We start from the raw sequence: 26,356 nt of genomic DNA, 5'->3' as shown, positions 1-26,356 counted from the left end.
GCCTTCAGCTCTTCAGCCTTTCGCGCTATGGCAGCGCCCTGATTAAAGCCCCAAGTTTATTAAATGTTTTTTCAAATATATTTAATTCATTTTTACTTTCATCTTCACAATGCTTTTTCCATGCATAATGAATAAGCCCTACACTTGTGGAATAAATTGGACTATTGATAAGTTCATACAATCCTTTTATACTTTTATTCGGCACACCTTTTCTTACGGGTAAAGAGAAAATCCTTTCCCCCAATTTGTCAATATTTTTCATTTGTGATGTCCCGCCGGTAATGACTAATCCTGAGGCAATTAATTCCTCAAACCCTGAATTTCTCACTTCATTATGAATAAGCCAAAAAATTTCTTCGAGCCTTGGTTTAATAATATAAGAAATTTCTTTTTCCGAGAACACGCGTTCCCCCTGCTCGCCTGCCCCGGAAATGCCAACAGTTTCATTTTTGTCTTCATCACAGCACATAGCCCTGCAGTATTCTTTTTTTATCCGTTCGGCCTCGCTGATTGGAATACGCAGGCCTACTGACAGATCATTCGTAAGGTGGTCACCTCCTACAGGAATAACAGCGGTATGTCTTAATATGCCATTAGCAAAAACGGCAATATCCGTTGTCCCGCCCCCTAAATCCGCGAGGACCACACCCAATCTTTTTTCATCCTCGGTCAAAACCGCGTAACTTGAAACCAGCGGTTCAAGAGCTATTTCCTCAACCTCAATTCCAGCCTCATTAATACACCTGATTAAATTCTGGAGAGATGTTACGGCCCCGATAACTATATGCACTTCCGCTTCAAGTTTATTCCCAGCCATACCTACAGGCTCGGATATCCCGCATTGCTCATCTACAATAAAATCCTGCGGCAGAATATGAATAATCTCCCTGTCAACAGGAATTGATACTGTCTGGGCGGCCTCTAAAACACGGTTCACGTCAAACTTTGTTATTTCTTTGTCCGGACGCTGGACATTTATCGCCCCCCTGCTGTTTATACCTTTTATATGAGAACCTGAAATTCCGGCGTATACTTTGTTTATTCTTAACCCTGCCATTTCCTCAGCGCTGCTTACTGACTTCTCCACAGCGGAAGTTACTGCTTCTAGATTTATCACCATGCCTTTTTTTATTCCTGAAGATTCCGATAAACCCACACCGATTATCTCTATGTCTTTTTTATTATCATCGGCCTTTGCCACAACAGTGGCAATCTTTGATGTTCCTATATCCAATCCCGCAATTATTTTTTCTTTTGCCATAAACTCTCCTTGTATTCGTAAAATGTAAAACGTTAAACGTTAAAAGCAAATAAAATTTTTAACTTCTTACGTTTCACATTTTACATTTCACGTTTTACGTTTTATATTATTTATATTTAATTTTTCTGCCGGTTTTAATACAATTTGTTTGTTATAACGGACGTCTAAATAACCAACCGGAATTTTATCTGTGTCTGCGATACCAATCACCCTGTTCACATAAAGCCACTTATTTTTATCTGTATCTTTATCGGCCTTTATTTTTATCCCCCTGTCAGTATAAATAATAATTTCGTTTACGTCCCCCGCATTTATTTCCGAGACGTAATCCAGAAAATCAGGCTGGATGTCCTTTATATCTTTTATTATTTTCAGCCCCGTATTGAGATTAACAGAATTAGTTTCACTGCCTAAAATAATATTCTTCAAATTTATATTAGTTATTATCGGAAGGTTCTCATAAATAACTGATGATAATTTTTTAAAAATTATGCCATTTTCAGAAACCAAATAAAAATCCCCTTTCAAATTAAAAAATGCCACCGGTTTCCTTTCTTCTACCTGAATTTCTATTCTGCCGGGGGGTGACCTTTTAACATATACCTTATCAAATAAAGGATTTTCCTTAATCTTGTATTGAATTTTGACTAAATTTAATTTAAAAATATTCTGCCCCTGTGATATACCGGCTGATTTTATTATATCGTCTTTTGAAACAGCGTTATTGCCTGTAACAACAATGTTTTTAACATTAAAATACGGGGCGACCAGAACAAAATTGCGTGTTATCCAAAATAAAGAAACAACCATTGCTGTCCCAACCAAAAACATCAGTGTCTTCCCCAGCGACTTAAAAAACTTTATTCTTGACTCCAGCCGCTCGGTGTCTGAATGCCGCCGTTTTGTTAAATATACATTTTTGTCATATTTCATATTAACCCCGCCCGTTTAGCCGCCAGAATAACTATACGGTTTACCATTTCATTAAAATCAACACCTGCCGCTTTCGCCGCATCAGGAAGCAGGCTCACATTTGTCATTCCCGGGATAGTATTTATTTCAAGGACATATAAACCTTTCCCGGGATTATAAATCATATCTATCCTCGAGACATCACGGCATCCCAGTGTCCTGTGGACTTTCAACGCAATCCCCTGTGCCTCTTTATACACAGCGCCCGGGAGCCTCGCGGGAACAATATGTTCCGACATCCCTTTTTTGTATTTTGACTCAAAATCATAAAATTTATTTTTCGGGACTATCTCCACGACCGGCAAAGCATCGTCTCCGAGAATACCGACTGTTATTTCTTTACCCGGGATATATTCTTCTATTAAAATTTTTTTATCATAAGAAAAAGCAATGTCTACCGCCTTTTTAACTTCGGACTTTTTAGAAACAATACTGACTCCGACTGCCGATCCCTGCAGGGACGGTTTAACGACAAACGGTAATTTCAGCCGTGGCGCTCCGCCAACCGCCGCGGCCGTGCCGGATTCCAAAATCCTGAATTTTGGTGTTTCTATATTATTTGCAACCAGTATCTGCTTGGTAAAAATTTTATCCATCCCGGCGGCGGAAGCCAATACACCCGAACCTGTATAGGGAATACCTATTATTTCCAACAGTCCCTGGATAGTTCCATCCTCGCCGCCCGGCCCGTGCAAAACCAAAAAGGCAATATCAATTCCTGTTCGTTTTAACTTAAAAACAATATTCTTATCGACATCGATGAATTTATTTTTTAAACCCAATTCATCAAGCGCTTTTTTTACGGCCTTACCGCTTAAAAGAGAGATTTCTCTTTCAGAAGAATTTCCGCCGGCGAGCACTCCGATTTTTATCTCTTTAATATTTTTTTTATTCATTTTTTATTTCGGCATAAAAATAAAATTTCTGTATTTTAATTTTTCAATCAGATTCTCGCCCACCTCCCATATATCCCCCGCGCCCATGGTAAAAACCATGTCCCCCTGCCTGACAATTGATAAAATATATTCAAGAATCTTATTCTTTTCCGGGATATACCGGACATTTTTCTGACCGTACTTTTTAGCTGATTCTACTATTGATTCACCTGTTATGCCGGGAATAGGTTTTTCACCCGCCGGATAAATAGGCCCTATAATCAATTCATCCGCCTGGTAAAAGCACCGCCCGAACTGTTCAAGCAAGGCCTTGGTCCTTGTAAAACGATGGGGCTGAAAAGCAAGAACAATTCTTCTTCCCCATCCTGTCCTCGCGGCATTCAGGGTTGCTTCTATTTCCGTCGGATGATGTCCGTAATCATCGATTATCATAATGCCGCCGATTTCCGCCTTAATCTGAAAACGCCGTTTAACGCCTTTGAATTCTAAAAGCGTCTCCCTGATTTTTTCAATATCTATACCCAATTCCAATGCGCAGGTAATTGCGGCCAACGCATTATCAACATTATGAATTCCTGCGGCATGCAAACTAAATTTGCCAAGATTTTTATCGTGATAAAATACATCAAACTGTATATTCATCGGCTCTATCTGTATATTCTTGGCCACCATATCAGCCTGTGTTTTTAATCCATATGTAATAAATTTCTTTTTTATGCGGGGAATAATGCTTTGAATATTTGGTTCATCCAGGCAGATTATACTGCTACCGTAAAAAGGCACTTTATTAATAAACCGAAGATAAGTATCTTTTATATGATCTAAATCCCTGTAATAATCAAGATGTTCCAAATCGATATTCGTGACAATCGCGAAAACAGGAGAAAGCAGAAGAAAAGAACCGTCACTTTCATCTGCTTCCGCGACAAAATAATCTCCCTGCCCTAATTTTGCATTTGTACCCAAACTATTAAAAATACCCCCGTTAACAATAGTCGGGTCCATTTCAGCTTTTACCAGAATAGAACCAATAAAAGAGGTTGTAGTCGTTTTCCCATGGGACCCTGCGATAGCAATCCCTGACTTCATCCGCATTATTTCAGCCAGCATTTCGGCGCGCGGTATAACCGGTACTTTTTTTTCCAACGCGGCAATTATCTCCGGATTATCATATGCAACCGCTGAAGACATGACAACAACATCCGCATTATTAATATTTCCTCTCTCATGTGAATAAAATATCCCCCCGCCTAAATCTTCCAGCCTTTTTGTAACCTGGCTGCTTTTTAAATCCGAACCCGTAACCTGAAACCCCAGGTTAAGCAAAACTTCGGCAATCCCGCTCATACCTGAACCGCCGATTCCGACAAAATGTATTTTACGGTCTCTTGGAAGCATGTAAACTCCTTTATCGTTAAACGTAAAACGTGAATCGTAAAAAGTAAAATATTAAAAAATATTTAGATTTTCATTTTACGTTTAACGTTTTAGACTTCACGTTTTTTATTTTATCAGCGCCAAAACATTTAAAGCAAGAATCCTGGAAGCGCCTTTTTGATACAATCCGCTGTTTCGCTCGCCCATTCTTATTAATCCTGCCTTATTATCCAGCAAATCAGAAATCGCCTTCGCGAGCTTTTCCGGGGCCAGTTCCTTTTCCTCAATAATTATACCCCCGCCTTTTTCTTCAAGCCTTTTCGCGTTGAAATACTGATGATTCCCTGCCGCGTAAGGATAAGGAATAAATATTGCCGGTTTCCCGCTGGCACAAATTTCTGAAATACTTAATGCCCCCGCGCGGGAAATTATTAAATCGCTCGCCGCATACGCGTCTTCAATATTATAAAAAAACGGCCGGACAACTGATTTAAAACGAAGGCCGCGGCAAAACTCATCCATTTTTTCCCAGTCATTTTCCCCTGTCATTATAATAAATTGTAATTCCAGCCCTTTTCTTTCCAATAATACTAAAGTATCTCTAAAAATCTCATTAAGATTATGGCTCCCCTGGCTGCCTCCAAAAATAAAAAGAGTAATTTTTCCATGCTCTAAATTCAGGTTACGTATTCCCGTTTCTTTTTTCACAAGTTCAATGGTCGATCTAACAGGGTTCCCGGTAATAATTGCATTTTTAAAAAAACGCCGTGCCTCCGGGAAAGCGATTGTTGTTTGATCAACCAGTTTGTTTAAAAACCTGTTGGCTAACCCGGGAATAACGTTCTGTTCATGTATGACTGTGGGGATATTGTATAAAATCGCCGCTAAAACTATGGGGGGAGTAACATATCCCCCCATTCCTATTACAACATCCGGCTTAAATTTATTGAATAAAAATAACGCTTTTAAAAAAACCTTTATCAATTTCCAGAAACCGGAAAAAAGCGAAAAATTAAATTTCCTGCTTAGTCCGTCAATATCAAATAACTCAAATCTAAATTTTTCTCTTGTAAAAATATCTTTCCCGATACCTTTTTTTGTGCCGGCAAAAAAAACATTCAGATTGAATTCGTTTTGCAATTCATGTCCCAGAACAATTGCCGGATAAATATGCCCGCCCGTCCCGCCTGCTGCAATAAGTATTCTTTTTGACATACCTGCAATTAGCTTTCTTTTGATATATTTAATAAAATTCCTACTGACGCCATGGTAAATATCAGCGAAGACCCGCCGTAACTTATAAAAGGAAGCGGTGTCCCCTTTGTCGGCAATAATCCAAGGACCACTCCGATATTGACCAAAAATTCCAATCCTATTACAGTCAATATTCCTAAACTAAGAAAACATCCAAAATTGTCTCTCGCTTTAAAAACAATCCTTCCCGCGCGCAATATGAACCCGATAAAAATAATAACAACTACCAGTGACCCGGCAAAACCAAGCTCCTCGCCGATTATGGAAAAAATGAAATCCGTATGCGCCTCAGGCAGATAAAATAGTTTTTGCCTGCTTTCACCCAACCCGAGACCAAAAGTCCCGCCGGAACCAAACGCTAAAAAAGACTGTATAATCTGGAATCCGGAAGCCTGGGGGTCCTGCCACGGATCAAAAAACGCCAAAAACCTTTTCATACGGTAAGCGCTGTTGAATATAAGAAAATAAAGCACAGGCAGGCAGGCCAATCCAATGCTTAAAAGATGAACAATTTTGACTCCCGCCGCAAAAAACATTATTAAAACCGTGCCTGCCAAAATCACCGCCGTCCCAAAATCAGGCTGTAATACAACTAATCCGCAAATAAATCCTATTATTACCAAATCCTGAAACCACGCGGAAAAAGAAACTTCCACTTCACGTTGTTTCCTCGATAGTGAACCTGCCATATAAATTACAATAACAAGTTTTATCAATTCCGTAGGCTGGAACCTGAATCCGCCGATTTCAATCCACCGTCTTGCGATTCCGATTTCTTTGCTTGCGCGCGGTATTAAAACAACTCCTAAAAGAATTAAACCGAAAATCAAAAGCGGCTTGCTGATTTTTTCCCAAAAATGATAATCTATGTTTACAGTAATCAAAACAAAAAACAGCCCGATTAAAAACCAGACCAATTGTTTTTTCAGGAAATAATAACTATCGCCAAAATTTTCATAAGCTATCATTGCGCTTGCGCTGTAAATCATAATAATACCTATACTTATCAGGACAAGAACAATAAGAAAAAGCTTATAATCCGATACTTTCCTGGCCGCCATATTATAAATTCCTCACTGCTTTTTTAAATTTATTTCCCCTGTCTTCATAATCTTTAAACATATCAAAACTCGCGCATCCCGGGGAAAGTAAAACTATATCTCCGGAACCGGCAAATTTCTTCGCATTTTTTACCGCGTTTTCCAGTGTATCACTTTCATATATTTTTACCGCTCCATTTAATGCCCGCCTGATTTTTCCCTTTGCCTCGCCGATTAAAATAAGGAATTTCACTTTGGTTTTAGCCAAATTTTTAAGAATTGTAAAATCCAAATTTTTATCCTGCCCGCCGGCTATAAGAATAACAGGCTTATTAAAACTTTCAATTGCTTTAACGACTGAATCCACGGTAGTTCCCTTGGAATCATTGTAAAATTTTACACCTTCAATCTCGCGCACAAATTCAATCCGGTGTTTCAATCCCATAAAAGACTTTATGGTATTTTTTATAACACTGTTTGCGATATTACTTATTTTACAGGCAGTAATAACCGCCAGCACATTGCTTATGTTATGCTCGCCAAGCAGTTTGATGTCACTGCGGAAGCAAATTTTTTCCCTGCTGCTGTTAAAGGAAAATATAATATCATTTCCTTCAAGATAACTTCCCGCCGGCACTTCTCTTTTTGTACTGAAATATAAAACCTTTGCTTTTGTTTTTCCCGCCCATGTTTTAATAATCTTATCGTCAAAATTCAAAATAGTATAATCTTTCTCTCCCTGATTCAAAAAAATCCTCTGTTTGGAAGCCTCATAATCTTCCATCGATAAATACCTGTCAAGATGATCTGGAGTCAAATTTAAGGTTATGCTTACTTTAGGGCGAAAATTCTCAATACCTTCCAGCTGGAAACTGCTTATTTCAAGAACCGCGATATGCCCCGGCGTTAAATTTTTTATCTGGCTTATAAAAGTCGTCCCGATATTGCCGGCAACAACAACAGGCACTCCTGCTTTTTTAAAAACCTTTCCTAAAAGCGTGGTTGTAGTTGTTTTCCCGTTAGTCCCTCCGACAGCAATAATAGGGCATGGACAAAAAACATATGCCAGCTCAATCTCACTTATTACCGGGATGTTTAATTCCCCTGCCTTTACAAGGACAGGAATATTTAAGGGGATGCCCGGGCTTACCACAATAAAATCTGTCCCTTTTAAAACTTTATCCGTGTGCCAGCCGGCTTCCGTTTCAATTCCTTCACTTTCCAAAATATTCCTTGTTTTAACCCAAAGTCTCCCGGGTTTTTTCTCGCTAAGGAAAACCGATGCACCTTTTTTTTTCAAAAACAGCGCAGAATCCAGGCCTGTTCTTGCCGAACCTAAAACAGAAACTTTCTTATTTTTTAAATTCATGTTTTAATATAGGTCTTATAAGACTTATTTGACCTATTTTTATCTTATCTTTAATGTTGCCAGGCTTAAAAGCGTAAATACAATACAAATTATCCAGAAACGAACGACAACCTTTGGCTCCGGCCACCCCTTCATTTCATAATGATGATGGACCGGCGACATGCGAAAAACCCTCCTGCCGGTCAGTCTGAAAACCAGGACCTGGATTATAACTGAAACTGCTTCGATAACAAAAACACCCCCGACAATTACAAGTGTCAATTCTTTTTTAGTAAGAATCGCTATTGTTCCAAGGGCCCCTCCCAGCGCCAGGGACCCGGTATCGCCCATAAATACCTCGGCAGGATAAGTGTTATACCATAAAAACCCGAGTCCCGCGCCGATAATGGCCGCGCAAATCACCGTTAATTCGCCTGACCCTTCAACATAAAAAATATTTAAATACTGGCTGAATGTCCAGTTGCCTGAAACATAACTCATGCCTAAAAATGAAATCGACGAAAAAACTATAGCCCCGATGGCAAGACCGTCCAGGCCGTCAGTCAAATTTACCGCATTGGAACTCCCCACTATTACGAGTGCGGCAAAAGGAATATAAAACCACGATAAATTCCACAATACATTTTTAAAAAACGGCACGGCCAATTGAGTCATATATTTTGTGTTCAGATATTTCATATAATTCGCGTCGTCTATTTTATAGTTCCATAGCGCTCCGATATCAAGCGGGTATTTGTAAAGATAAAATCCCAGAAGGAGGCCGAGGATGACCTGGCTGATTAATTTAAACGAAACCGAAAGCCCTTTTGAATTTTTCTGTGTCAATTTGATATAATCATCAATAAACCCTATCAATCCAAGCCAGACTGTAACAAAAAGGACTATCCAGACCTTGCTGTTGCTTAAATTGCTCCAGAAAAGGCAGGACAGGATAACTGAAAAGATTATTAACATTCCTCCCATTGTAGGCGTGCCGGATTTTTTGAAATGAGTCTCAGGGCCATCCCGCCTGATCGGCTGGTTTGCTCTCATCGCTTTAAGGCGGCGTATAATCCACGGCCCGAAAATTATACTTACAAGAAACGCCGTTATAGCGGCAAATACCGACCGCACGGTGATATACCTGAAAATCCGAAGGCCGGAAAAAATAGTGCCTTGTTTATATAATAAAAGGTATAAATAGTAAAACATTGTTTCCTTGTAGGGGCGGGTTCTAAACCCGTCCATAAATTCGGGCAGGTTTAGAACCTGCCCCTACGAATCCTAAATTTCAACAATTCTACTGCCTCTTCCAGGTACACCGCACGCGACCCTTTAAAAAGAACAACATCCCCTTTTTTCATAAATGATAACAAAATATTAACAATATCCTCATTTGTTTTTGCAGAAAAAACTTTATTTTTATCCATACCGTATTTTATCGCGGCACAAGATGCCGCAATAGTCTCTTCAGATTCCCTTATTACGAGATAATCAACACCCTGCCTGACTGCCTCCTCACCTATCTGCCTATGATAATTGCCTGAATCACTCCCGAGTTCCAGCATACCGCCGAACACAAAAATTTTGTTTCCCAAAGCTTTATAATTCCCTAATTCTTTTAATCCCGCGGCAACTGAATTCGGGTTGGCATTATACGCGTCATTTACTATTTTAATACCTTTTAATTTAATCCCTTCCAGCCTCATTTTTGGAAGGGACGCATTTTTAAGTTCTTCCGCCAGATAATTTAAATCATTTTCAAATATGCTGGCAGCCGCCACGGCGGCTAAGATATTATACACATTATGAAGGCCCGGTAAAGAAGTTTTTATTTTTATTTTTTTGCCATGCGCATTCAGTATAAACGTGCTCCCCTTGAAAGGGAGTAAACTGATATTCCCGGCCATGAAACCGCTTTTATTTTTTATCCCAAAATCAATAATTTTCGCCCTGGTTTTTGACTTAAAATAATCATAAAAACAATCATCTTTATTCAATACAGCAAATTTATTTTTTGCCAGGTTTTCAATCAATTCCGATTTGGCGGCCGCAATTTCTTCAAGCGAAGAAAAATGGGCAAGATGCGCGGGACCGACGTTTGTAATAAGCCCAACATCAGGCAGGGCGATTTTGAAAAGCCTGTTAAGCTCCCCTTTTCCCGACATCCCCATTTCCAGGACCAGAACCTTTGTATTTTTTGACATCTGCAAAACTGTCAAAGGGAGCCCTATTTCATTGTTAAAACTGCCCTTGCTTTCTGTTGTTTTATAAGTGTTTTTTAATAATAATGCCAGGATGTCTTTCGTTGTGGTTTTGCCATTGCTGCCGGTAATGCCGTAAACCCTCGGATTGATTTTTTTACGGTAATATAATGCCAAATCCATCAGGGCTTTTTTCGTGTCCCGGACATAAATTACATTTTTATATTCAATATTTTCTGAATCATTTGAAACAACAATTGCGGACGAGCCCCTTTTTAAAGCATCACCTGAAAACTTCGACCCGTCAAATTTCTCCCCCTTAATGGCAAAAAAGGTTTCACCTTTTTTTATTGTCCGCGAGTCGGTAGAGATCCCCGAAATTTTTTCTTTTGGATTAAAATCACCAAAAATTTTCCCGCCAACCGCCTCCCGGATTTCCCCTAATGTTAATAAAATCATTTTTTTTGTAATCTCTTTTCAACTTTCCGCCAAAGGCGGATCCGCCTCTGGCGGAATAACTATTAAGTTTTATCCTCAAAATATAAAACACCCTCCTGAAATTTTTTAATCACTGTTCCCGGCGGGGGAGACTGCCTGACTACGACCCCGCTCCCCTCAAACTTCACTTTAATCTGATAATTGCACATTACATTCAATGCCTCTCTCATGGTAAGCCCGATTACTTTGGGCATTACAATATTTTGAAAAGTTGTGTCATTTATTTTTTCTTTATCCTTTATTAAAATATTATCTGTATCTCTCTCGTTAATATCCTTCGAATCCGCGGCAATCTTCCGATCCTGGCACGCTATATCCTGCATCTCCTGTGGGACATTCAGGTATCTCAGGGTTTCTCTTATTATTTCTCTTGCAATCGGGACACATATAGTTTCCCCCCAGATTTCTGTATCATCAGACTTGGCTTCATCCAATACCACAAGCACACAAATTTTCGGATTTTTTACCGGCGCAAAGCCTGCGAAAGAAATAAGTAATTTTTCGTTGCTGTATTTTTTTAACTCAAAATCGAATTTTTTAGCAGTGCCGGTCTTGCCGGCGACTCTATAGTTTGTCATACGGGCCCTCCGGCCGGTACCGTTTAGAACAACACCCTCCAAAATATCTTTTGCCTTTTCCGCAGTTTCTTCAGATATTACACGCCTTATCGGTTTAGGACGAAATTCTTTCACAACACCATTTTTATCATTAATAGATTTGACAATATAGGGTTTCATGAGAATTCCTTTGTTTGCCACTACCGCCAAAGGCTGAATCAATTGAAGCCCGGTGACCGCTACTTCCTGGCCTATAGGAATTGCTCCTATTGAAAGTTTTGACCATTTATCAGGTGAAGGAATACTGCCGGGAACTTCTCCGGGCAGGTCAATACCTGTCTTTTCACCAAAACCGAACGAACATAAATATTGATACAGTTTTCTGGGGCTCCATTTCTGCACTGATTTAATAACAGCGATATTGCTTGATTTCCCCATCGCTTCTTTAAATGTCAAAGTATCATAGATATGAGAATCATGGACAGCATGGTTATATACAAAATAAACCCCCTTCTCACAATCAATAATATCAGAAGGAGACACAATATCATCTTCCAGCAAACCCGACATAACCCCCACCTTAAAACTTGACCCGGGTTCAAATAAATCCGTAACAGCCCTGTTGCGCCTGACAGAATTCGGATACCTGGGAAAATCATTAGGATTATAAAACGGCCAGTTTGCCATGGCAAGGATCTCAAAAGTCGCAGGATCCATAACAATGGCCATTCCCCAGTTAGGATTAAATTTTTCCACTCCTTTGCAAAGTTCCCTCTCGGTAATATGCTGAATCACCTCATCAATAGTCAAAACAATACTGTTTCCTTCAGTTGAAGGGATAACAGATTCCACATTGGTTGAAATATTGCGCCCCATAGCATCCTTCTCAGTGATAAGCAAACCCGGGTTTCCTTTGACATATTTATCATAATAAAATTCTATGCCTTCAAGTCCTTTATTTTCCATACCGTCATCATCCAGTCCTACAAAACCGATTGCCTGGGCGCATAGTTCTTTTTTAGGATAAAATCTTTTATTTTCCTCAATAATACCAATGCCTTTGATGTCCAATTCCTTTATTTTCCTGGATTTTTTCCTCTCAATACGCCGTGCAATCCAGACAAATGCCCTGTCGCTTGTCAAATACCCGATAATCTTTTTATTGTCAATCTCCAGTATTTCCGCTAAAACTTCCGCGGCCTCCATTGGGTCTTTTATTTTTTTCGGTTCACCATAAATAGAATACATGGAAACACTTACCGCCAATTCTCTCATTTTGCGGTCATATATGGCGCCTCTTTTGGGCTGAAGATTAACAATTTTCTGGTGCTGGCGTGAAGCTTTTTGCGAGAAATTTTTATGCTGGATAATCTGGACTTGAACTAAGCGAAGAATAATAAAAAAAATAGCCACTCCTAAAAAAATAAAAAAAGTGACTATGCGAAATTTTGTTTTTTTGCCAAGCACAATCTTCCCTCCAAGTGCCCCTTTATAGTGCTCTGTTACATGTAAAAGAGCACTTAATTCAGATTCCGGACATCCCCGGGAACATTTAATCCCAGCTGTTCCCTTGCGATATGTTCAATACGGTCCAGTGAACGCAGGCTCGCGGCCTCCAATTGCAAGCTCCGGTTTTCCTCAACCAGTTTTTTTTGTTCTTCCTGCATCTGGTTTATCAAATAAACCTTTTCTCTCACTTCCATTCTCTGGTATATATAAAAAAGGAAAATAAATATTATTCCCAGGACAAAAACAGACGTAAGAATCATTATTTTTAGTTCTTCCCGGTTTTTTATTTTATCAAATATTTCAAAAACCGTGCTTCCTGAAAGATAACCTTCCTGAAACATGTTAACTCCTTAAAATCAGTTTAGAAATTTTGGCGTTCCAAGAGTTTAAGAGTCAAAAACTCCCAAACTCTGAAACTCTATAACTCTTTTAGCTTGCTAAGCAATTCTTTCAATCACCCGCATCTTAGCGCTCCTGCTGCCTGGATTTTCCATGATTTCCTCTAATGAGGGAATTAAAGGTTTCTTTGTCAAAAGCACAAAACCGCCTTCTTTTGCTTTGTCCCTGAATTTATTTTTTACTATCCTGTCCTCTAATGAATGATAACTTATGACTACAATTCTTCCTTTAACTGTGAGAATATCCAGCGCGCATGAAAGCCCTTCCTCCAGTGCCTTAAGTTCATCGTTTACCGCAATCCTCAAAGCCTGGAAGGTCCTTGTAGCCGGGTGAATTTTACCTCTCCCGCGCACCGTTTTCTTTACTATTTCAGCTAACTCTCCGGTTGTTTTTACCGGATGTTTTGACCGTTCATAAATTATTGCCTTTGCTATTCTTCTTGAAAAACGTTCCCCGCCGTATTCAAAAATTATTCTTGCAAGTTCATCATACGGTAAATTATTAACGAGATATTCCGCTGAAACTTTCTGTTCATAGTCAAGCCTCATGTCCAGTGGATAATCCGCGCTAAAAGAAAAGCCCCTTCCCCCTTCCTTCAACTGGTGCAAAGAAACACCTAAATCAAATAAAATTCCGTTAACCAGGGGAAGATTAAGCTTTTCCCATATTCTCTTAATGTTACGAAAATTATCCTTTACAATTATCAAGTTTTCCCGAAAACCTTCAAGACGCCTCTCAGATGCCAAAATACCATCTTTATCGCAATCGATCCCAACCAGTCTCCCATGAGGGAGAATTTTCTCCAAAATCGCTTTAGCATGCCCGCCTCCGCCTAATGTCCCGTCTACATAGACCCCCCCGTTACAACTATTTTCGTCAAGATTCAAAAACCACTTTAATACTTCATCAAGCATCACGGGCTTATGAAAATAATTATTCACCGCATATCTTTCCTTTTAAATGTCCTGAAACTTTTATTATAACAATATTTGAATCTCTTGGGAAATTCATTCCCGATATTTGCAGGCTCTTTTTTTCAACACTCTGCCGGCCGCAGGAGATAATAAACGGCTTCTGAACAGCACTTTCCTTTATACTGTTTTTGATAATCACTGAAAACTCCTTGTGCTCTGGCAAATAAATTTCTGATAGATAGCAGAGGCTATTTTGGCCTGATTCAAGGCGCGAGAAGCAGTGCATACCCTCTGCGGTATGCATGCGACGAGCAACGCAGAAGCAGGGCAAAAGAGCCCTGCCCTTCGGGAATGCCCACCTTTGGCCAATTTCTGCCTCACTCCTCCTCGACGTATCACTGCGGATATGCCTTTCGTCGTCGTTCGTTGAAATTGTCTCAAATCCGGGCATTCTATCTATCAGAAATTTGTTTGCCAGAGCACTAGTTATATACCCAGATCAACCAGTTTTTCAGCCGCGTCCTCAAAAATCTTTTCTGATTCCGATAGATATTTCTCCCAGTTCTCTTTACTCCAGATTTCAATACGGTTGCCCACACCGATAACAACAACGTCTCTGTTGATACCCGCATACTGACGCAGGGTCACAGGCAGATTTATTCTCCCCTGTTCATTGACCTCGCACTCCGTGGCCCCTGAAAGAAGAAAACGGACAAATGAACGTGCGTCTTTCTGGGTCGTGGGCGTTGCGGATATTTTTTTCTCCCATTTTTTCCATTCATCGGGAGTAAAAACAAAAAGGCATTTTTCCAGGCCGCGGGTAACGGTGAAAATGCCTTTTCTCTTCTGCCTCATTTTAGCAGGAATCGATAGCCTTCCCTTTTCGTCTAATGTGAAATGGTATTCGCCTGTGAACATTTCAGTTTCCCCCGGAAATATCCGAAAATAGAGACTACCCAAACAAGGATTTCAGACAATAAATTTTATTTCATTACACTTTACTACACTTCTATACAAAATTTTACACCTTATTTCCGGGATGTCAAGAGAAAAATTAAAAAATTTTTAAAATAAAAATGGAAGATGTTGACTTAAAAAATAGTTTGAGTAATGAAGTGTATTAAAAGAGTCTATTGAGTTATTAGCGGCATAACAAATGGGGTAAGTTAACAGGTAGTACTACTTTTTCCTGAATTGAATTTAACAAGCTTTTTCCATAGTATTAATCCGTCTTTATCACAGTATTCTGTTGCAAATTCACGAGTAAATTTATTAATCACCTTTGCATATTCTTCAGAAAATTTCTCATTCTTTTCCTTAGCCTTGTGTCCTAAAGGTTCTATAATATCTGTATAAAGATTTTCATTTCCCGATATAAATTCCCAGAATCTTTGGCCGCATAGTTTTAAATAGTCACCCTTGTCTGCTCTATTATCTTTCCCATAACAACAACCATTTACAGCAACAACATTTTGAGATAATGTATTTGTACTTAAAATACGTTTGGCACGTTTAAAATCATCTTTCATTCGTGCAATCTGGCGGCTATTTCCCCAGTTTGGCCCGGACTTGATTGAAACGATGTATGCTACTCCATCCCTCGAAAATTCAAGATCAATTCCTTCAGAAGAAGACTTTCGGCCTCCATATACTTTACTGCAAATAAAAATCGCCAACTCTTCAAGAAATCCTCCAAAAATACCCTCTTCCTGCGAGGAAAGATGTGCATCAAGAATAGTTTTCACTAAATCCTGAGCGGTGTCTTGATTCATTGCTTTAAACAAATACGGATTCTTTCTGCAAAGAATTTTCTTTAACTGAAGATCAGTAAGATTATCGAGCCTTCGCTTGTGAAACTGTTGAATGTTTGGTTCGATAAACCTTATTATTTCGTTTCTTGTTATTTGCGCCATATTTCCCTGTTTTTTCACAAAGTAATAATTCTTTTTCTTTTGCTTTATCACGAGCTAATGCGACATATTCTTTTAAAATATCTATCCCAACGGAATTACGTCCAAGCCGCTGCGAAACCTCACATACAGTTCCGCATCCAACAAATGGATCAAGTATCCAATCGTCCTCTTTAGTGAACAGTTTAATAAACCATTCAGGAAGATCCCGTGGAAAAGTAGCACTGTGATTTCGATTCCCGGTCTCAGTCGCCATGTGTAATACATTAGACGGGTATGCTTTGTCCCGGCTTAACCAGTTAGCAATATTTTTACCAAAACCACTGCCAACCTGGGAATTGAATCTAATAACATCATTTTGGCCAAGATGCTTTAATCTTGTTTGTGCCCAATCTCCCATAGGAACCATAACTTCTTCTTGATACATATTGAAATGTCGTGTTTTATTGAATTGAAGACATCTTTCCCATGCATCACGGAAACGATTAGGCCATTTACCTGGATGACAATTTTTTTTATGCCAGATAAATTCTTCTGTCCACAGCCATCCCTGACGCCGAAGTTCGAGAATTAATTCGATAACATAAGTATGGCGTTCTCCATCAACAACCTTTTCTTTAATATTTAAAATAAATGTTCCTGTTGGTTTAACAACTCTCAAAAACTGTTTACTACGGGGAAGAAACCATTCAATATAATTATCAGGTGAAATCCCTCCGTATGACTTGACCCGGCAATCCGCATATGGCGGTGACGTAATAATAAGATCAAAATAATTATCCGGGTACTCCTGCAAAACGTCCAGACAATCACCATGTTTTATAATATATTCTAAAGTTTTCATGGAAACATTTTATCATCAATAATATCTCAAATACTACATTTTTTTAAATTTTTGAAGAGGTTTTATAAAGCTATATTATAGTTATTTTAATAAATTGTCAAGAAAAAGGTCAATCTGCCTCGACAAATAAAATAAAAAGAGATAGAATAAAAAAACAGGAGGTGCAAAATGGGAAAAAACAATGAAACAAAAAAGGACAAACTTGTGAGGCTTGAAAAGGAGCTGGAAGAAGCCAAAAAAAGCCTGCCTGAACATTGCTACGGGAAAAACGGCTACATCGATTATCATCACGCGCCGGCTTCCCTCTGGCGGAAAATAGAGGATTTAGAGGAAGAGATAGAAAAGCTTAAAAAAGAAGCCGGGGCATAGCGGGAATCAACTGAATTTGAAACCCTTTTCCCTGAACAATTTTATGCAGGCGGCCGCAGCGTCTTTATCGTAGAGTATTCCCTTGTTTGTTTCAATCTCAGAAAGCGCTTTTTCTATCCCAAGCGCGTGCCTGTACGGCCTTTCAGAAGACATTGCTTCAACAACTTCCGCGATAGAAATGATCCTGGCTTCCAGTAAAATATCTTTCCCGATTAAACCGTAAGGGTATCCGGAACCGTTTATTCTTTCCGTGTGCTGAAGGACTATTTTCGCAATCGGCCAGGGAAATTCAATTTTACTTAACAATTCATAACCGTAAACGGAATGGGCTTTCATTAAATCAAATTCACCTTTGGTTAATTTACCGGGTTTACTTAATATCCCGGACGGGACGGAAATTTTTCCGATATCGTGGACCATACTTGCCCTGTCAATTGATTCCAATTGATAATCCGTGAGCCCCATTTCTTTACCTATGGCAACTGCGAGTTTGGACACTCTTAACTGGTGACCTGATGCAAAAGGGTCTTTTAACTCCGCGGATAAAGATACGGCCTGTACGATTTCTTTCATTGTTTTCTGCAAAGCTTCAAGACTCTTTACAAGTTTTTCCTCATTTTTTAAACGCTTTGTGATATCGCGGTTTACACTGACCATATGGGTAATCTGGCCGGCGTCAAACATGAAATTAAAAATGATATCATACCGTCCAGGTTTGCCGTTTTTCCCCACCAGTTCCTGTTCAAAACAAACCTGTGTTTCATTTTTGGCTATTTTAGACTGGAGTGCCAGGCCCATAGAAATATAGCTTGGTTCATCCGGGTAGAATATACGCATTGATTGGCCAATTACTTCTTCCGGCTGGTATCCAAACATTTGAAGGCCTGCCTTATTAATATATTCAATGGTCTTTTCAGGCATCTTTACAGTAAAAATGCAATCGCTCATCGTATCCAGCAGAGTTACAAGATATTCCTGGGATTTACAAGGCAACATATTTTCCTCCTTTAAAAGCACAAATATATTATACCAGATTTTTATACTTCGTTCAGTGAATATAAAAAGGGTAGTCCGCCCTGGCGGACTACCCTTAAAAATAAGCCGGACTGTAAGCCGAATTCTGTTCTCCTCCCCGATTTAACATCGGGACGAAGCGGCAATCATTCCTCTGGGACTGATGTTGCCACCAGCCTCAAGCGGCCTAACCCGTTTCGATATCCGCCCTAAGGCGGGCTCAGGAACGGACAATTCCTGTCCCTGTGTAACACCGGGAACCGAAACCTATTTGGCCTTGCACCAGATGGGGTTTTCCCCGGTATGCACCATACAGTGCATACCACGCTCCCGATATTACTATCGGGACGGTGAGCTCTTACCTTTTACTTCAAGATATTTCTACCTTAAAATAAATCCGCCTTAGGCGGACGCCTTTTCACCATTGCCGCCGTTAAATAACGGGTTGGCTGTGTATTTTCTGTGGCACTTTCCGTCCCCGCAATTATTTTGCGGAGCGCCGCTGTTAGCAGCCATCTTGTCCTGCGGTGTTCGGACTTTCCTCTCCAAATTATCCCGTTAACCACCAAAGATATTTGGAGCGATTGCCTGTCCGGCTTGCGATTTACTGCTGATTTTTTTTGCCTTTGGAGACAGTTTAGTAGTATGTTTTTTTATAGCCAGGCGGGCCAATTTATCAGCCTGGCTGTTTTGTTCACGCGGCAGGTATCTGACATATAGTTTTTGAAATGACTTGCATATCTCGCCGGCCTCAGTTGCAAGCCTTAAAATATCTTTATTTTTTATTTTATACTCTCCCAAAACCTGTTTTACTAGAAGTTCCGAATCAGAATAGATTGCGATTCTTTTTAAACCCAGGACCCTCGAACGCTCCAGCGCCTTGATAAAAGCCCTGTATTCGGCTACATTATTGGTCGCCTCGCCGATATATTCACTAATCTCTTCATAGACCTCGCCGCTGGGATGGCTTATCAAAACACCAAGTCCTGCAGGCCCGGGGTTCCCGGAACACGCCCCGTCAATATTTATTACCGCTTCTAATTTTTCTGTTTCCATATTAATAATATATAGTATAATCTATATTTATTGATTTGTCAAAAATATTATTCAAAAAATTATGCAATTCAGTTTAATGAAAAAAGATAAGCAGACAATGGCAAGGGCTGGAATTATCAATACTCCTCACGGCCCGATAGAAACACCAGTTTTTATGCCTGTAGGAACACATGCCACTGTCAAGACCCTGACAAACAGGGACATGGATGAAATAGGCGCGCAAATCATTCTGAATAACGCATATCACCTTTATCTCCGGCCGGGGCTTGAGGTTATCAAAGAAATCGGCGGCACACACAGGTTTATGAATTGGAAGAAACCCATTTTAACTGACAGCGGCGGTTATCAGGTTTTCAGCCTGAATGTCTTAAAAAAAATTACAAAAGACGGCGTTCATTTTAATTCGCATTTTGACGGGAGCAGCCATTTTATCTCACCCGAAAAATCCATGGAAATCCAGATTATATTAGGCGCGGATATCATTATGAATTTTGATGACTGCCCGCCCTACCCGTCCACACCGGACCATATCCGGAATTCGCTCGAAATCACAACGGCCTGGGCAAAAAGGTGCAAGGAATATTTCCTTGCGAATTCGGCCGGCAAACAATCGCTGTTCGGCATTATCCAGGGGGGCGTATATCCGGAATTAAGGAAAATTTCCGCTGAACAGCTTATTGAAATTGGTTTTGACGGGTATGCCATGGGAGGTTTAAGCGTGGGAGAACCAAAAGATGAAATGTATGAAATAATAAAACATACCGCGCCGCTTATCCCTGAACACAAACCACGGTATCTCATGGGTGTCGGCACCCCCGAAGACCTTGTTGAAGCTATATCTCTCGGCATTGATATGTTCGACTGCGTCCTGCCGACAAGGAACGCCAGAAACGGCACCGCGTTTACTAAAAACGGAAAGGTCATTCTTAAAAACTCGCAATACCAGGATGATTTTAAACCACTGGATGAGAATTGTAAATGTTACACATGCCGCACACATTCACGCGCTTATCTCAGGCATTTGTTTAAGATGAGTGAAATTACAGGCCTTTCACTGGTAAGCCTTCACAACGTCCATTTTTATCTTGAATTTATGAGGGAAGCGAGGACCGCGATACTGGAAGATAATTTCGAAAACTGGCGAAAAAATTTTCTCACCGGACTTAATAAAAACTGATACCAATCAAACAAACGACTTCATTGTTACTTTATTTGGCAGAGTTACAGCAGTACAAATTTGCCGACTAACTACCAAGCTTAAGTATCTGTAGCTCAATTTCGCAGTGATATGCGCCCCCCATCCCCCATTCCGATAGTAATCGAAACGGGACGTTTCTTCGCATATCATCTGCTCATTTCGCACAGATACTAAATCTTGTCCGTTTAATGTCGTCAAATCTGTACCGCTGTAACTCTTATGATTATGTAACAGGGCACACTATATTTCCCTGTTCGCAAGCCCGATTATAATACATAAAGCAAAACCAAAAAGGACCGCGGCCTGTCCGTTAAAAGTAACCCCGCCCGCCGTGCTGTTCAAATTAAAATTCTGGAGTATCGCACCGCCGGCAAAAAGGCCTAAAACAGTAATACCCGCGTCGCTATCGCCGCTCCCGGCAAGAATCATCTGCCTGAAAGGACACCCGCCCGCAAGGGCCCCGCTGAACCCGACTAATCCCATGCTTAAAAAATCCCATAGGTAATCGGGTGATGACCCCTGATAAGCGATAATCCCCGGCTGGAAATCCTTTACAAAAAAATAACTCAAAAATGCGCTGATTAAAAAGGCGAAACTCCCGTAAAGCAAAGTCGTCTCTCTTCCAAGTATAAAATTACTGATGCTTCCCAAAACACAATACCTTGAGTAATAACAAACCCCTCCTATAATTAATCCAATAAATAACGATAAATATACCGGTGAAAACCTCGTCCCTGGCCCGGAACTGCTTTGAAGAATAAAACTGGGTTTAATAAAAACAAATATTAATAAAATAAACGCTGTCATAGGAATAAAAATTCCTTCCACGCTTTTCAACGGCCGTGATTCCCCTAATGAAAAACCTGATTTTATATATTCTCCGCCAACCCAAACACCTGCAATCAATCCTGCCAGGCCGACAACACCCATAATTTCTCCGCCGGATATCCTGTAAAATAATTTTATAGGGCATCCTATATACACACCTGCACCTATCATCATTAAGACACCCAGCATAAACCTGATTAAAGGCGACTGTCCCCCGCGAACGTTAAATTCATTTCTTATTAAACTCAGCAAAAACGCACCTATAATAAACCCGGCAACCTCAGGACGGATATATTGCATCCGGCTGTTAGCGTGAAATCCCAGGCTCCCCGCGATATTTTCCATGAAACAGGACACACAAATCCCCGTGCGGAAAGGATTTCCGAATTTCTCAAGTATCACCCCTCCAACACCCAGTAAAATTCCGGAAAGTATTACACCTGCAATTGTTAAATCATATTTTTGTTTTTTTTCCATGACTTTCAACTTTACACTTTAAATTTTTTGCTGCCGCGAAACGGCTCACTCGCAGCCTCTCCCAAATCTTCTTCTTAAATAATAAGCGTCTTTCAACCCCTGCCTGATAATTTTATCAGCGGGGGTTTTTTTCTCTTCTCCGGTAAGTTCAAAAATAGTTTTTTTAATAACGTCTTTTATCTCGTCTCCCAAAAATAACCCGGTTCTTTCATCTATGTAATCCGGCTCGATTTCAACCGCCCTGCGGTATTCTGAAATCGCGCGCACAAAATCGCTTTTCGCGAAAAATGAGCGGCCCGAATCAAGATTCATCAAAGCCTTGGAATTCAATTCACCGGTTGAAGGAGAAACAACTTTCTCTATATGGACAGGGGCTGAATTATTCTTTTTATTTCCACCGCCCCAAAAAAGCGAAATCACAGCGATAAAAATTCCCGCAAGCGCGACTATACTTGTTTTTTCAATACTTGTTGACATATTTTATAAAGAATATTTTTCTATCTTGATACCAGGATAATAAAATTTCAAAATTTTATCATACCGGTATTTTTTTACAGCCAGTGTTTTTGCGCCCTCCTGGCACAAACCTACCCCATGCCCTGAACCGCGGCCTGTAAAAATATATTTATCTTTTTTAAAATCGGTTTTAAAAAGCGTGCTTTTAATTTTATCCTGCCCAATCCATTTCCTGAAATCAGACACATTTATTTTTTTGTCCCCGTAAGATGTCTGAAACACAAGTTCGCTTACCCTCCCGGTACGCGTGAGTTTTGCAATTTTCAGGGAACGGAGTTTCCCTCCAAAATTTTCATCTGTTGACAAAATTTTTTCTAAATCTGATTTTGTGATGGTGAACTTCCAATTGTAATTTACCGCGTCCCTGCAAAAACTGCATATTTTGCTTTCAAGATATGGCAGGTTGTTACCGGGCCATAATGAATTAACATCCTCCGTCCTGCCCCCGCATGTGCTGTGGAAAAAAGCCTGTATCAGATTATTGTGATAGGTCATTACAATCCCTTTTGTTTCAAGGACAGCCTTGTTTACATTTTTATTTTCCCCCGCTATACCTATATACCTCTGTGAATCTACGGAAGATTCCATCTGGTATGTTTTATCCTTATTTTTTTCATATTGGTATAACGCGTATGTCCTCGCGGCAACAGCCTGGGCCTTTAAAACTTCCATGGGCCACGAGGGATAAATCTCACCTCCAACCACGCTGAAAAGATATTCTTCAAGGGGAATTTCATTCACAGCAACAAGATTATCCTCTTCAAGCCTGATTTCAACATCTCCCCGGTATATATTATCCCCGACCTTTATCCTGTCATCTTCCCGTGATTTAAAAATAACAGGGTTTGTAATTTCCTTATCTTCTAAAAACAGCCTGCCTTCTTTAAAAAAAATATTTACCCTGTTGGGAAAACCGGCATTCCTGTTGTTTTCTTTCGGGTATAAGACATTAAAACCATCTGTATTCGTTAAAACAAGGCCGGTACCGCGAAAAACGGCTACGCGTAATTTTATATTTGACTCTTTTTTATTCCCGGACGCCATCCGCAAAAATATAAACGATGCAATAAAAATTAAGAATAAATTTATTTTTTTCATGGAATTTTATTTTTTAGAAAACAGACGGATAATTATGCTTAAAATAATACTTATAATGACTGAAGTTGCCAACGGGAAATAAAATCTGAAATTTTTCTTTTCAATGTAAATATCACCCGGGAGCATGCCCAAATATGGTATTTTATCTGAAAATAGAATAAAGACTCCTATAATGATTATAAAAAACCCTATAATAATTAAAACGCGGCCTGTTGAACTAAAATCATCCATAATTATTCCTCTTCTATTTTGGGCGAGGCATCGCCTCGCCCCTACTAAATAAACATCCGCAGTATTTCTGCAAATAAAAATTATTCTCTTTTGCCAATTTTCTTCCTTCGCGGAAAAAAGGCCTGAAATCTTTATAATAAAATTTCAGGTCAAATTCTTTTGCTGTTTCCTCGCCTATTTTTTTCAAGAGGCCGTGGTCCTGATACGGGCTTATTAAAAGCGTGGTCGAAAAATATTTATATCCCTCTTTTTTCGCTTTACACGCGGTCTCTTTCAGCCTCCATTCATAACAAACCAGGCACCTGTTACTTTTAGATTTTGTCCAATGTTCTTTATTCCTGCCGATTCTGTTTAAAAATTCCTGTCCGGAATAACGGGTGATGAAATCAACGGGAAAATTATTTTCTGAAACAAATTTTTTTAAACAGTCCGCCCTTTTGCCATATTCCTCTTCAGGGTGAATATTCGGATTAAAAAAATATCCCTTCCACAAAATATTTTCTTCTTTAAAATATTTACAGAAATAGATTAAACAAGGCGCGCAGCAGATATGAAGAAAAACATCTTGTTTCATCACAAATCCAGTTTCATCTGTTCTTTTTTCGGCAATTTGCGGTTAAAATGGCGGTATGCAAGCTCCGTCGCCCGGCGGCCGGCCGGGGTGCGGTCAATATAACCTATCTGAATCAAATAAGGTTCATACACGTCTTCAATCGTGTCATTTTCTTCTCCCACCGCTACGGCAAGACTTTCAATGCCTACAGGCCCGCCGCCAAATTTGTCAATTATCGTCAAAAGTATTTTACGGTCCATCGTATCCATGCCCAGTTCATCAATTTCAAGCATTTTTAAGGCTTTATCCGCTGATTCCCGGTCTATGCATTTTACGCCTTCAACCTGCGCAAAATCCCGGACCCGGCGTAAAAGCCGTAAAACAATCCTGGGAGTACCGCGCGCCCTTTTAGCCAGCTCCATCGCCCCGCTTTTATCAAGACGCACTTCAAGCACATCTGCCGCCCTGTTAACAATCTCCATCAATTCCCCGGGGTTGTAAAAATCAAGCCTGCCCACAATTCCAAACCTTTCACGCAAAGGAGATGTAATCAGGCCTGCCCTTGTTGTCGCGCCGATTAACGTAAATTTGGGCAGGTCCAGTTTTATCGAACGGGCACTCGGCCCCTTGCCTATAATTATATCAAGCTGGTAATCTTCCATCGCTGGATATAATATTTCCTCCACCGTGTGGTTTAAACGGTGGATTTCATCAATAAAAAAGACATCCCCCTCCTGGAGATTCGTCAATATGGATGCCAAATCCCCGGGACGTTCAATCACAGGGCCTGATGTCGTTTTAATGTTAACACCCATCTCGCAGGCGATTATATGGGCCAATGTTGTCTTCCCAAGACCCGGCGGGCCGTAAAAAAGGACATGGTCTAAAACCTCTTTTCTCGACTGTGCCGCGGAAATAAAAATTTTCAGATTCTCTTTTATCTTTTCCTGCCCGATATATTCGTTGATTTTACGCGGCCTGATGCTAAATTCAGGCCCTTTATCTTCAAGGATTATCTCAGGGGTGACTATTCTCTCGTCCATTTTTTTGATTCACCTCGAAACTTTAAAGGTTTTTTAACGCCGCCTTAACCAGTTCTTCCGTTCTATTTTTATCGGACACCAAACCTCTCGCCTTAAGGACAGCCTGTTTCGCGTGGGCCGGTTTATAACCCAACGCCTGAAGGGCCAATAAGGCCTCGTTTAAAGCAGTGTCATCCGCAAAAATTTCTTTTGTTTGTTCAATTGAAGAAATTTTTGATACCCTATCCTTTAATTCCACGACCAGCTTTTCCGCGGTTTTTTTGCCGATACCCGGAATATTTGTAAGCGACAATATATCATTCTGCAATATCGCCTTTTGGCATTCATATACTGAAACAGAGGAAAGAATTTTAAGCGCCAGCTTCGGGCCTATTCCCGACGCCTGCAGTAAAAGCCTGAAAAATTCCACCTCTTCATTCGTCAAAAAACCATAAAGAATGTGCGTATCTTCCCTCACATAAAAATACGTATAAATTTTTATTTCCGACCCTTTCTCCGGCAGGCGGCTGTAAACCGTCGCGGGAATGTAAACAAGATACCCGACTCCCTGGACATCAATAAAAACCTTGTCTAAAAATTTTTCATCCAATATGCCTGATAAAAAAGCTATCATTTTCCCTCATTTCTATTTTTAATAGAAGCGGTTTCATAAGTCGGTTCGTCACGAAGTTAAGCGAAGGACTTATGAACAAGGCAGCAGGTGCAAAATGCCCGCAGGCATAGCAGGGCTATGTCGAGGACATTTTGTGCCGATAACGCAGTACATAAGTCCTGCAGTTAACTGTAGTAGAAGAGACTTATGAAACCGCTTCTAAATATATTTTACCATACAACTTATTTTTAGCAAATTTAATTTCAAACACATAACTTGAGTTTGGCAAATTTAAGCTGCCAATTTTAAAATATTTGGCAAAACCATAAGTGAATCATGAGAAAAAGAATCTCTAAAATGAAAAACTTTTTGCCTGAAAGTTTTATGTTTTTCATTAT

The 26,356-nt window shown here is 39.9% G+C and carries 26 protein-coding genes, 1 other RNA gene and 1 pseudogene; 2 read left to right on the top strand and 26 right to left on the bottom strand.

The genetic code is table 11. The features are described 5' to 3' along the window. Positions 1-25: 25 nt before the first annotated feature. The 16 genes from ftsA to AB1498_08010 all read right to left on the bottom strand — a co-directional run bounded on the left by ftsA (position 26) and on the right by AB1498_08010 (position 16,983). A complete protein-coding gene (gene ftsA, locus AB1498_08085) occupies positions 26-1,261 on the bottom strand; it encodes a cell division protein FtsA (protein MEW6088247.1) in 1,236 nt (411 codons plus the stop codon). Between the two features lie 87 nt (positions 1,262-1,348). After that, complete coding sequence (locus AB1498_08080) at positions 1,349-2,194, bottom strand: FtsQ-type POTRA domain-containing protein (GenBank protein MEW6088246.1); 846 nt, start codon at positions 2,192-2,194, stop codon at positions 1,349-1,351. Beyond that, positions 2,191-3,129 carry a D-alanine--D-alanine ligase gene (locus AB1498_08075; GenBank protein ID MEW6088245.1) on the bottom strand — a complete coding sequence of 313 codons (939 nt, stop codon included), beginning with the start codon at positions 3,127-3,129 and terminating at the stop codon, positions 2,191-2,193. Before AB1498_08075 ends, AB1498_08080 begins: the two co-directional genes overlap by 4 nt. A gap of 3 nt (positions 3,130-3,132) precedes the next feature. Continuing rightward, the gene (murC, locus tag AB1498_08070; protein MEW6088244.1) at positions 3,133-4,527 is read right to left on the bottom strand and encodes a UDP-N-acetylmuramate--L-alanine ligase; all 1,395 of its coding nucleotides are present in this window, start codon (positions 4,525-4,527) and stop codon (positions 3,133-3,135) included. Between the two features lie 105 nt (positions 4,528-4,632). Further along, positions 4,633-5,721 carry an undecaprenyldiphospho-muramoylpentapeptide beta-N-acetylglucosaminyltransferase gene (gene murG / locus AB1498_08065; GenBank protein ID MEW6088243.1) on the bottom strand — a complete coding sequence of 363 codons (1,089 nt, stop codon included), beginning with the start codon at positions 5,719-5,721 and terminating at the stop codon, positions 4,633-4,635. An 8-nt stretch (positions 5,722-5,729) separates the two neighbouring features. Next, positions 5,730-6,821, bottom strand: a complete 1,092-nt coding sequence (gene ftsW, locus AB1498_08060; protein MEW6088242.1) for a putative lipid II flippase FtsW — start codon at positions 6,819-6,821, stop codon at positions 5,730-5,732. A gap of 1 nt (position 6,822) precedes the next feature. Further along, complete coding sequence (gene murD / locus AB1498_08055; protein MEW6088241.1) at positions 6,823-8,169, bottom strand: UDP-N-acetylmuramoyl-L-alanine--D-glutamate ligase; 1,347 nt, start codon at positions 8,167-8,169, stop codon at positions 6,823-6,825. 39 nt (positions 8,170-8,208) lie between these two features. Beyond that, positions 8,209-9,360: a phospho-N-acetylmuramoyl-pentapeptide-transferase gene (gene mraY / locus AB1498_08050; protein MEW6088240.1), complete on the bottom strand. Its 1,152-nt coding sequence runs from the start codon at positions 9,358-9,360 to the stop codon at positions 8,209-8,211. Positions 9,361-9,410: 50 nt separating this feature from the next. After that, a complete protein-coding gene (gene murF / locus AB1498_08045; GenBank protein ID MEW6088239.1) occupies positions 9,411-10,811 on the bottom strand; it encodes a UDP-N-acetylmuramoyl-tripeptide--D-alanyl-D-alanine ligase in 1,401 nt (466 codons plus the stop codon). Positions 10,812-10,873: 62 nt separating this feature from the next. Continuing rightward, entirely contained in the window at positions 10,874-12,874 is a 2,001-nt protein-coding gene (locus tag AB1498_08040) for a penicillin-binding protein (protein MEW6088238.1), read from the bottom strand. A 53-nt stretch (positions 12,875-12,927) separates the two neighbouring features. After that, positions 12,928-13,257, bottom strand: coding sequence for a cell division protein FtsL (gene ftsL / locus AB1498_08035; GenBank protein ID MEW6088237.1), 330 nt, complete (start codon positions 13,255-13,257; stop codon positions 12,928-12,930). Positions 13,258-13,353: 96 nt separating this feature from the next. Next, a complete protein-coding gene (gene rsmH / locus AB1498_08030; protein ID MEW6088236.1) occupies positions 13,354-14,256 on the bottom strand; it encodes a 16S rRNA (cytosine(1402)-N(4))-methyltransferase RsmH in 903 nt (300 codons plus the stop codon). Continuing rightward, a complete protein-coding gene (locus AB1498_08025; GenBank protein MEW6088235.1) occupies positions 14,249-14,428 on the bottom strand; it encodes a hypothetical protein in 180 nt (59 codons plus the stop codon). Before AB1498_08025 ends, rsmH begins: the two co-directional genes overlap by 8 nt. A 287-nt stretch (positions 14,429-14,715) precedes the next feature. Further along, positions 14,716-15,147 (bottom strand): division/cell wall cluster transcriptional repressor MraZ, encoded by a 432-nt coding sequence (gene mraZ / locus AB1498_08020; GenBank protein MEW6088234.1) that lies wholly within the window; start codon positions 15,145-15,147, stop codon positions 14,716-14,718. 248 nt (positions 15,148-15,395) lie between these two features. Next, positions 15,396-16,142, bottom strand: a complete 747-nt coding sequence (locus tag AB1498_08015) for a PmeII family type II restriction endonuclease (GenBank protein ID MEW6088233.1) — start codon at positions 16,140-16,142, stop codon at positions 15,396-15,398. After that, positions 16,063-16,983 (bottom strand): site-specific DNA-methyltransferase, encoded by a 921-nt coding sequence (locus AB1498_08010; protein MEW6088232.1) that lies wholly within the window; start codon positions 16,981-16,983, stop codon positions 16,063-16,065. Before AB1498_08010 ends, AB1498_08015 begins: the two co-directional genes overlap by 80 nt. 168 nt (positions 16,984-17,151) lie before the next feature. Here AB1498_08010 and AB1498_08005 point away from each other — a divergent pair, with 168 nt between their 5' ends. After that, a complete protein-coding gene (locus tag AB1498_08005; GenBank protein ID MEW6088231.1) occupies positions 17,152-17,352 on the top strand; it encodes a hypothetical protein in 201 nt (66 codons plus the stop codon). A 6-nt stretch (positions 17,353-17,358) separates the two neighbouring features. Here the strand turns inward: AB1498_08005 and AB1498_08000 are convergent, their stop codons facing one another. The 3 genes and pseudogenes from AB1498_08000 to AB1498_07990 all read right to left on the bottom strand — a co-directional run bounded on the left by AB1498_08000 (position 17,359) and on the right by AB1498_07990 (position 19,422). Next, positions 17,359-18,348 (bottom strand): HD domain-containing phosphohydrolase, encoded by a 990-nt coding sequence (locus AB1498_08000; GenBank protein ID MEW6088230.1) that lies wholly within the window; start codon positions 18,346-18,348, stop codon positions 17,359-17,361. Positions 18,349-18,445: 97 nt separating this feature from the next. After that, positions 18,446-18,966, bottom strand: an RNA gene (gene rnpB / locus AB1498_07995) — RNase P RNA component class A. A 69-nt stretch (positions 18,967-19,035) separates the two neighbouring features. Then, positions 19,036-19,422, bottom strand: a pseudogene (locus AB1498_07990) (ribonuclease HI family protein). 76 nt (positions 19,423-19,498) lie between these two features. Between AB1498_07990 and tgt the strand changes: the two are divergent. Then, positions 19,499-20,599 carry a tRNA guanosine(34) transglycosylase Tgt gene (gene tgt / locus AB1498_07985; GenBank protein ID MEW6088229.1) on the top strand — a complete coding sequence of 367 codons (1,101 nt, stop codon included), beginning with the start codon at positions 19,499-19,501 and terminating at the stop codon, positions 20,597-20,599. Between the two features lie 261 nt (positions 20,600-20,860). On the opposite strand, the gene yedE is transcribed toward tgt, so the two are convergent. From yedE to ruvA, 7 genes are read right to left on the bottom strand one after another with little or no spacing between them, the layout of a single operon-like run. Further along, on the bottom strand, positions 20,861-21,925 hold the full coding sequence (gene yedE / locus AB1498_07980; GenBank protein MEW6088228.1) for a YedE family putative selenium transporter: 1,065 nt from the start codon (positions 21,923-21,925) through the stop codon (positions 20,861-20,863). A 45-nt stretch (positions 21,926-21,970) separates the two neighbouring features. Continuing rightward, positions 21,971-22,402, bottom strand: a complete 432-nt coding sequence (locus tag AB1498_07975; GenBank protein ID MEW6088227.1) for a hypothetical protein — start codon at positions 22,400-22,402, stop codon at positions 21,971-21,973. A gap of 3 nt (positions 22,403-22,405) precedes the next feature. Beyond that, positions 22,406-23,539, bottom strand: a complete 1,134-nt coding sequence (locus AB1498_07970; GenBank protein MEW6088226.1) for a SpoIID/LytB domain-containing protein — start codon at positions 23,537-23,539, stop codon at positions 22,406-22,408. A gap of 6 nt (positions 23,540-23,545) precedes the next feature. Further along, a complete protein-coding gene (locus AB1498_07965; GenBank protein MEW6088225.1) occupies positions 23,546-23,770 on the bottom strand; it encodes a DUF2905 domain-containing protein in 225 nt (74 codons plus the stop codon). Between the two features lie 13 nt (positions 23,771-23,783). Continuing rightward, positions 23,784-24,344 carry an epoxyqueuosine reductase QueH gene (locus AB1498_07960; GenBank protein ID MEW6088224.1) on the bottom strand — a complete coding sequence of 187 codons (561 nt, stop codon included), beginning with the start codon at positions 24,342-24,344 and terminating at the stop codon, positions 23,784-23,786. Further along, positions 24,344-25,366, bottom strand: coding sequence for a Holliday junction branch migration DNA helicase RuvB (ruvB, locus tag AB1498_07955; protein MEW6088223.1), 1,023 nt, complete (start codon positions 25,364-25,366; stop codon positions 24,344-24,346). Before ruvB ends, AB1498_07960 begins: the two co-directional genes overlap by 1 nt. Before the next feature lie 22 nt (positions 25,367-25,388). After that, positions 25,389-25,979 (bottom strand): Holliday junction branch migration protein RuvA, encoded by a 591-nt coding sequence (ruvA, locus tag AB1498_07950; protein MEW6088222.1) that lies wholly within the window; start codon positions 25,977-25,979, stop codon positions 25,389-25,391. Positions 25,980-26,356: the final 377 nt, after the last annotated feature.

It is taken from the genome of bacterium (assembly GCA_040754625.1).
Classification (GTDB): Bacteria; JACRDZ01; JAQUKH01; order JAQUKH01; family JAQUKH01; genus JAQUKH01.
The sequence above is the reverse complement of the archived record's forward strand: the minus strand, read 5'-3'. Positions and strand labels throughout refer to the sequence as shown.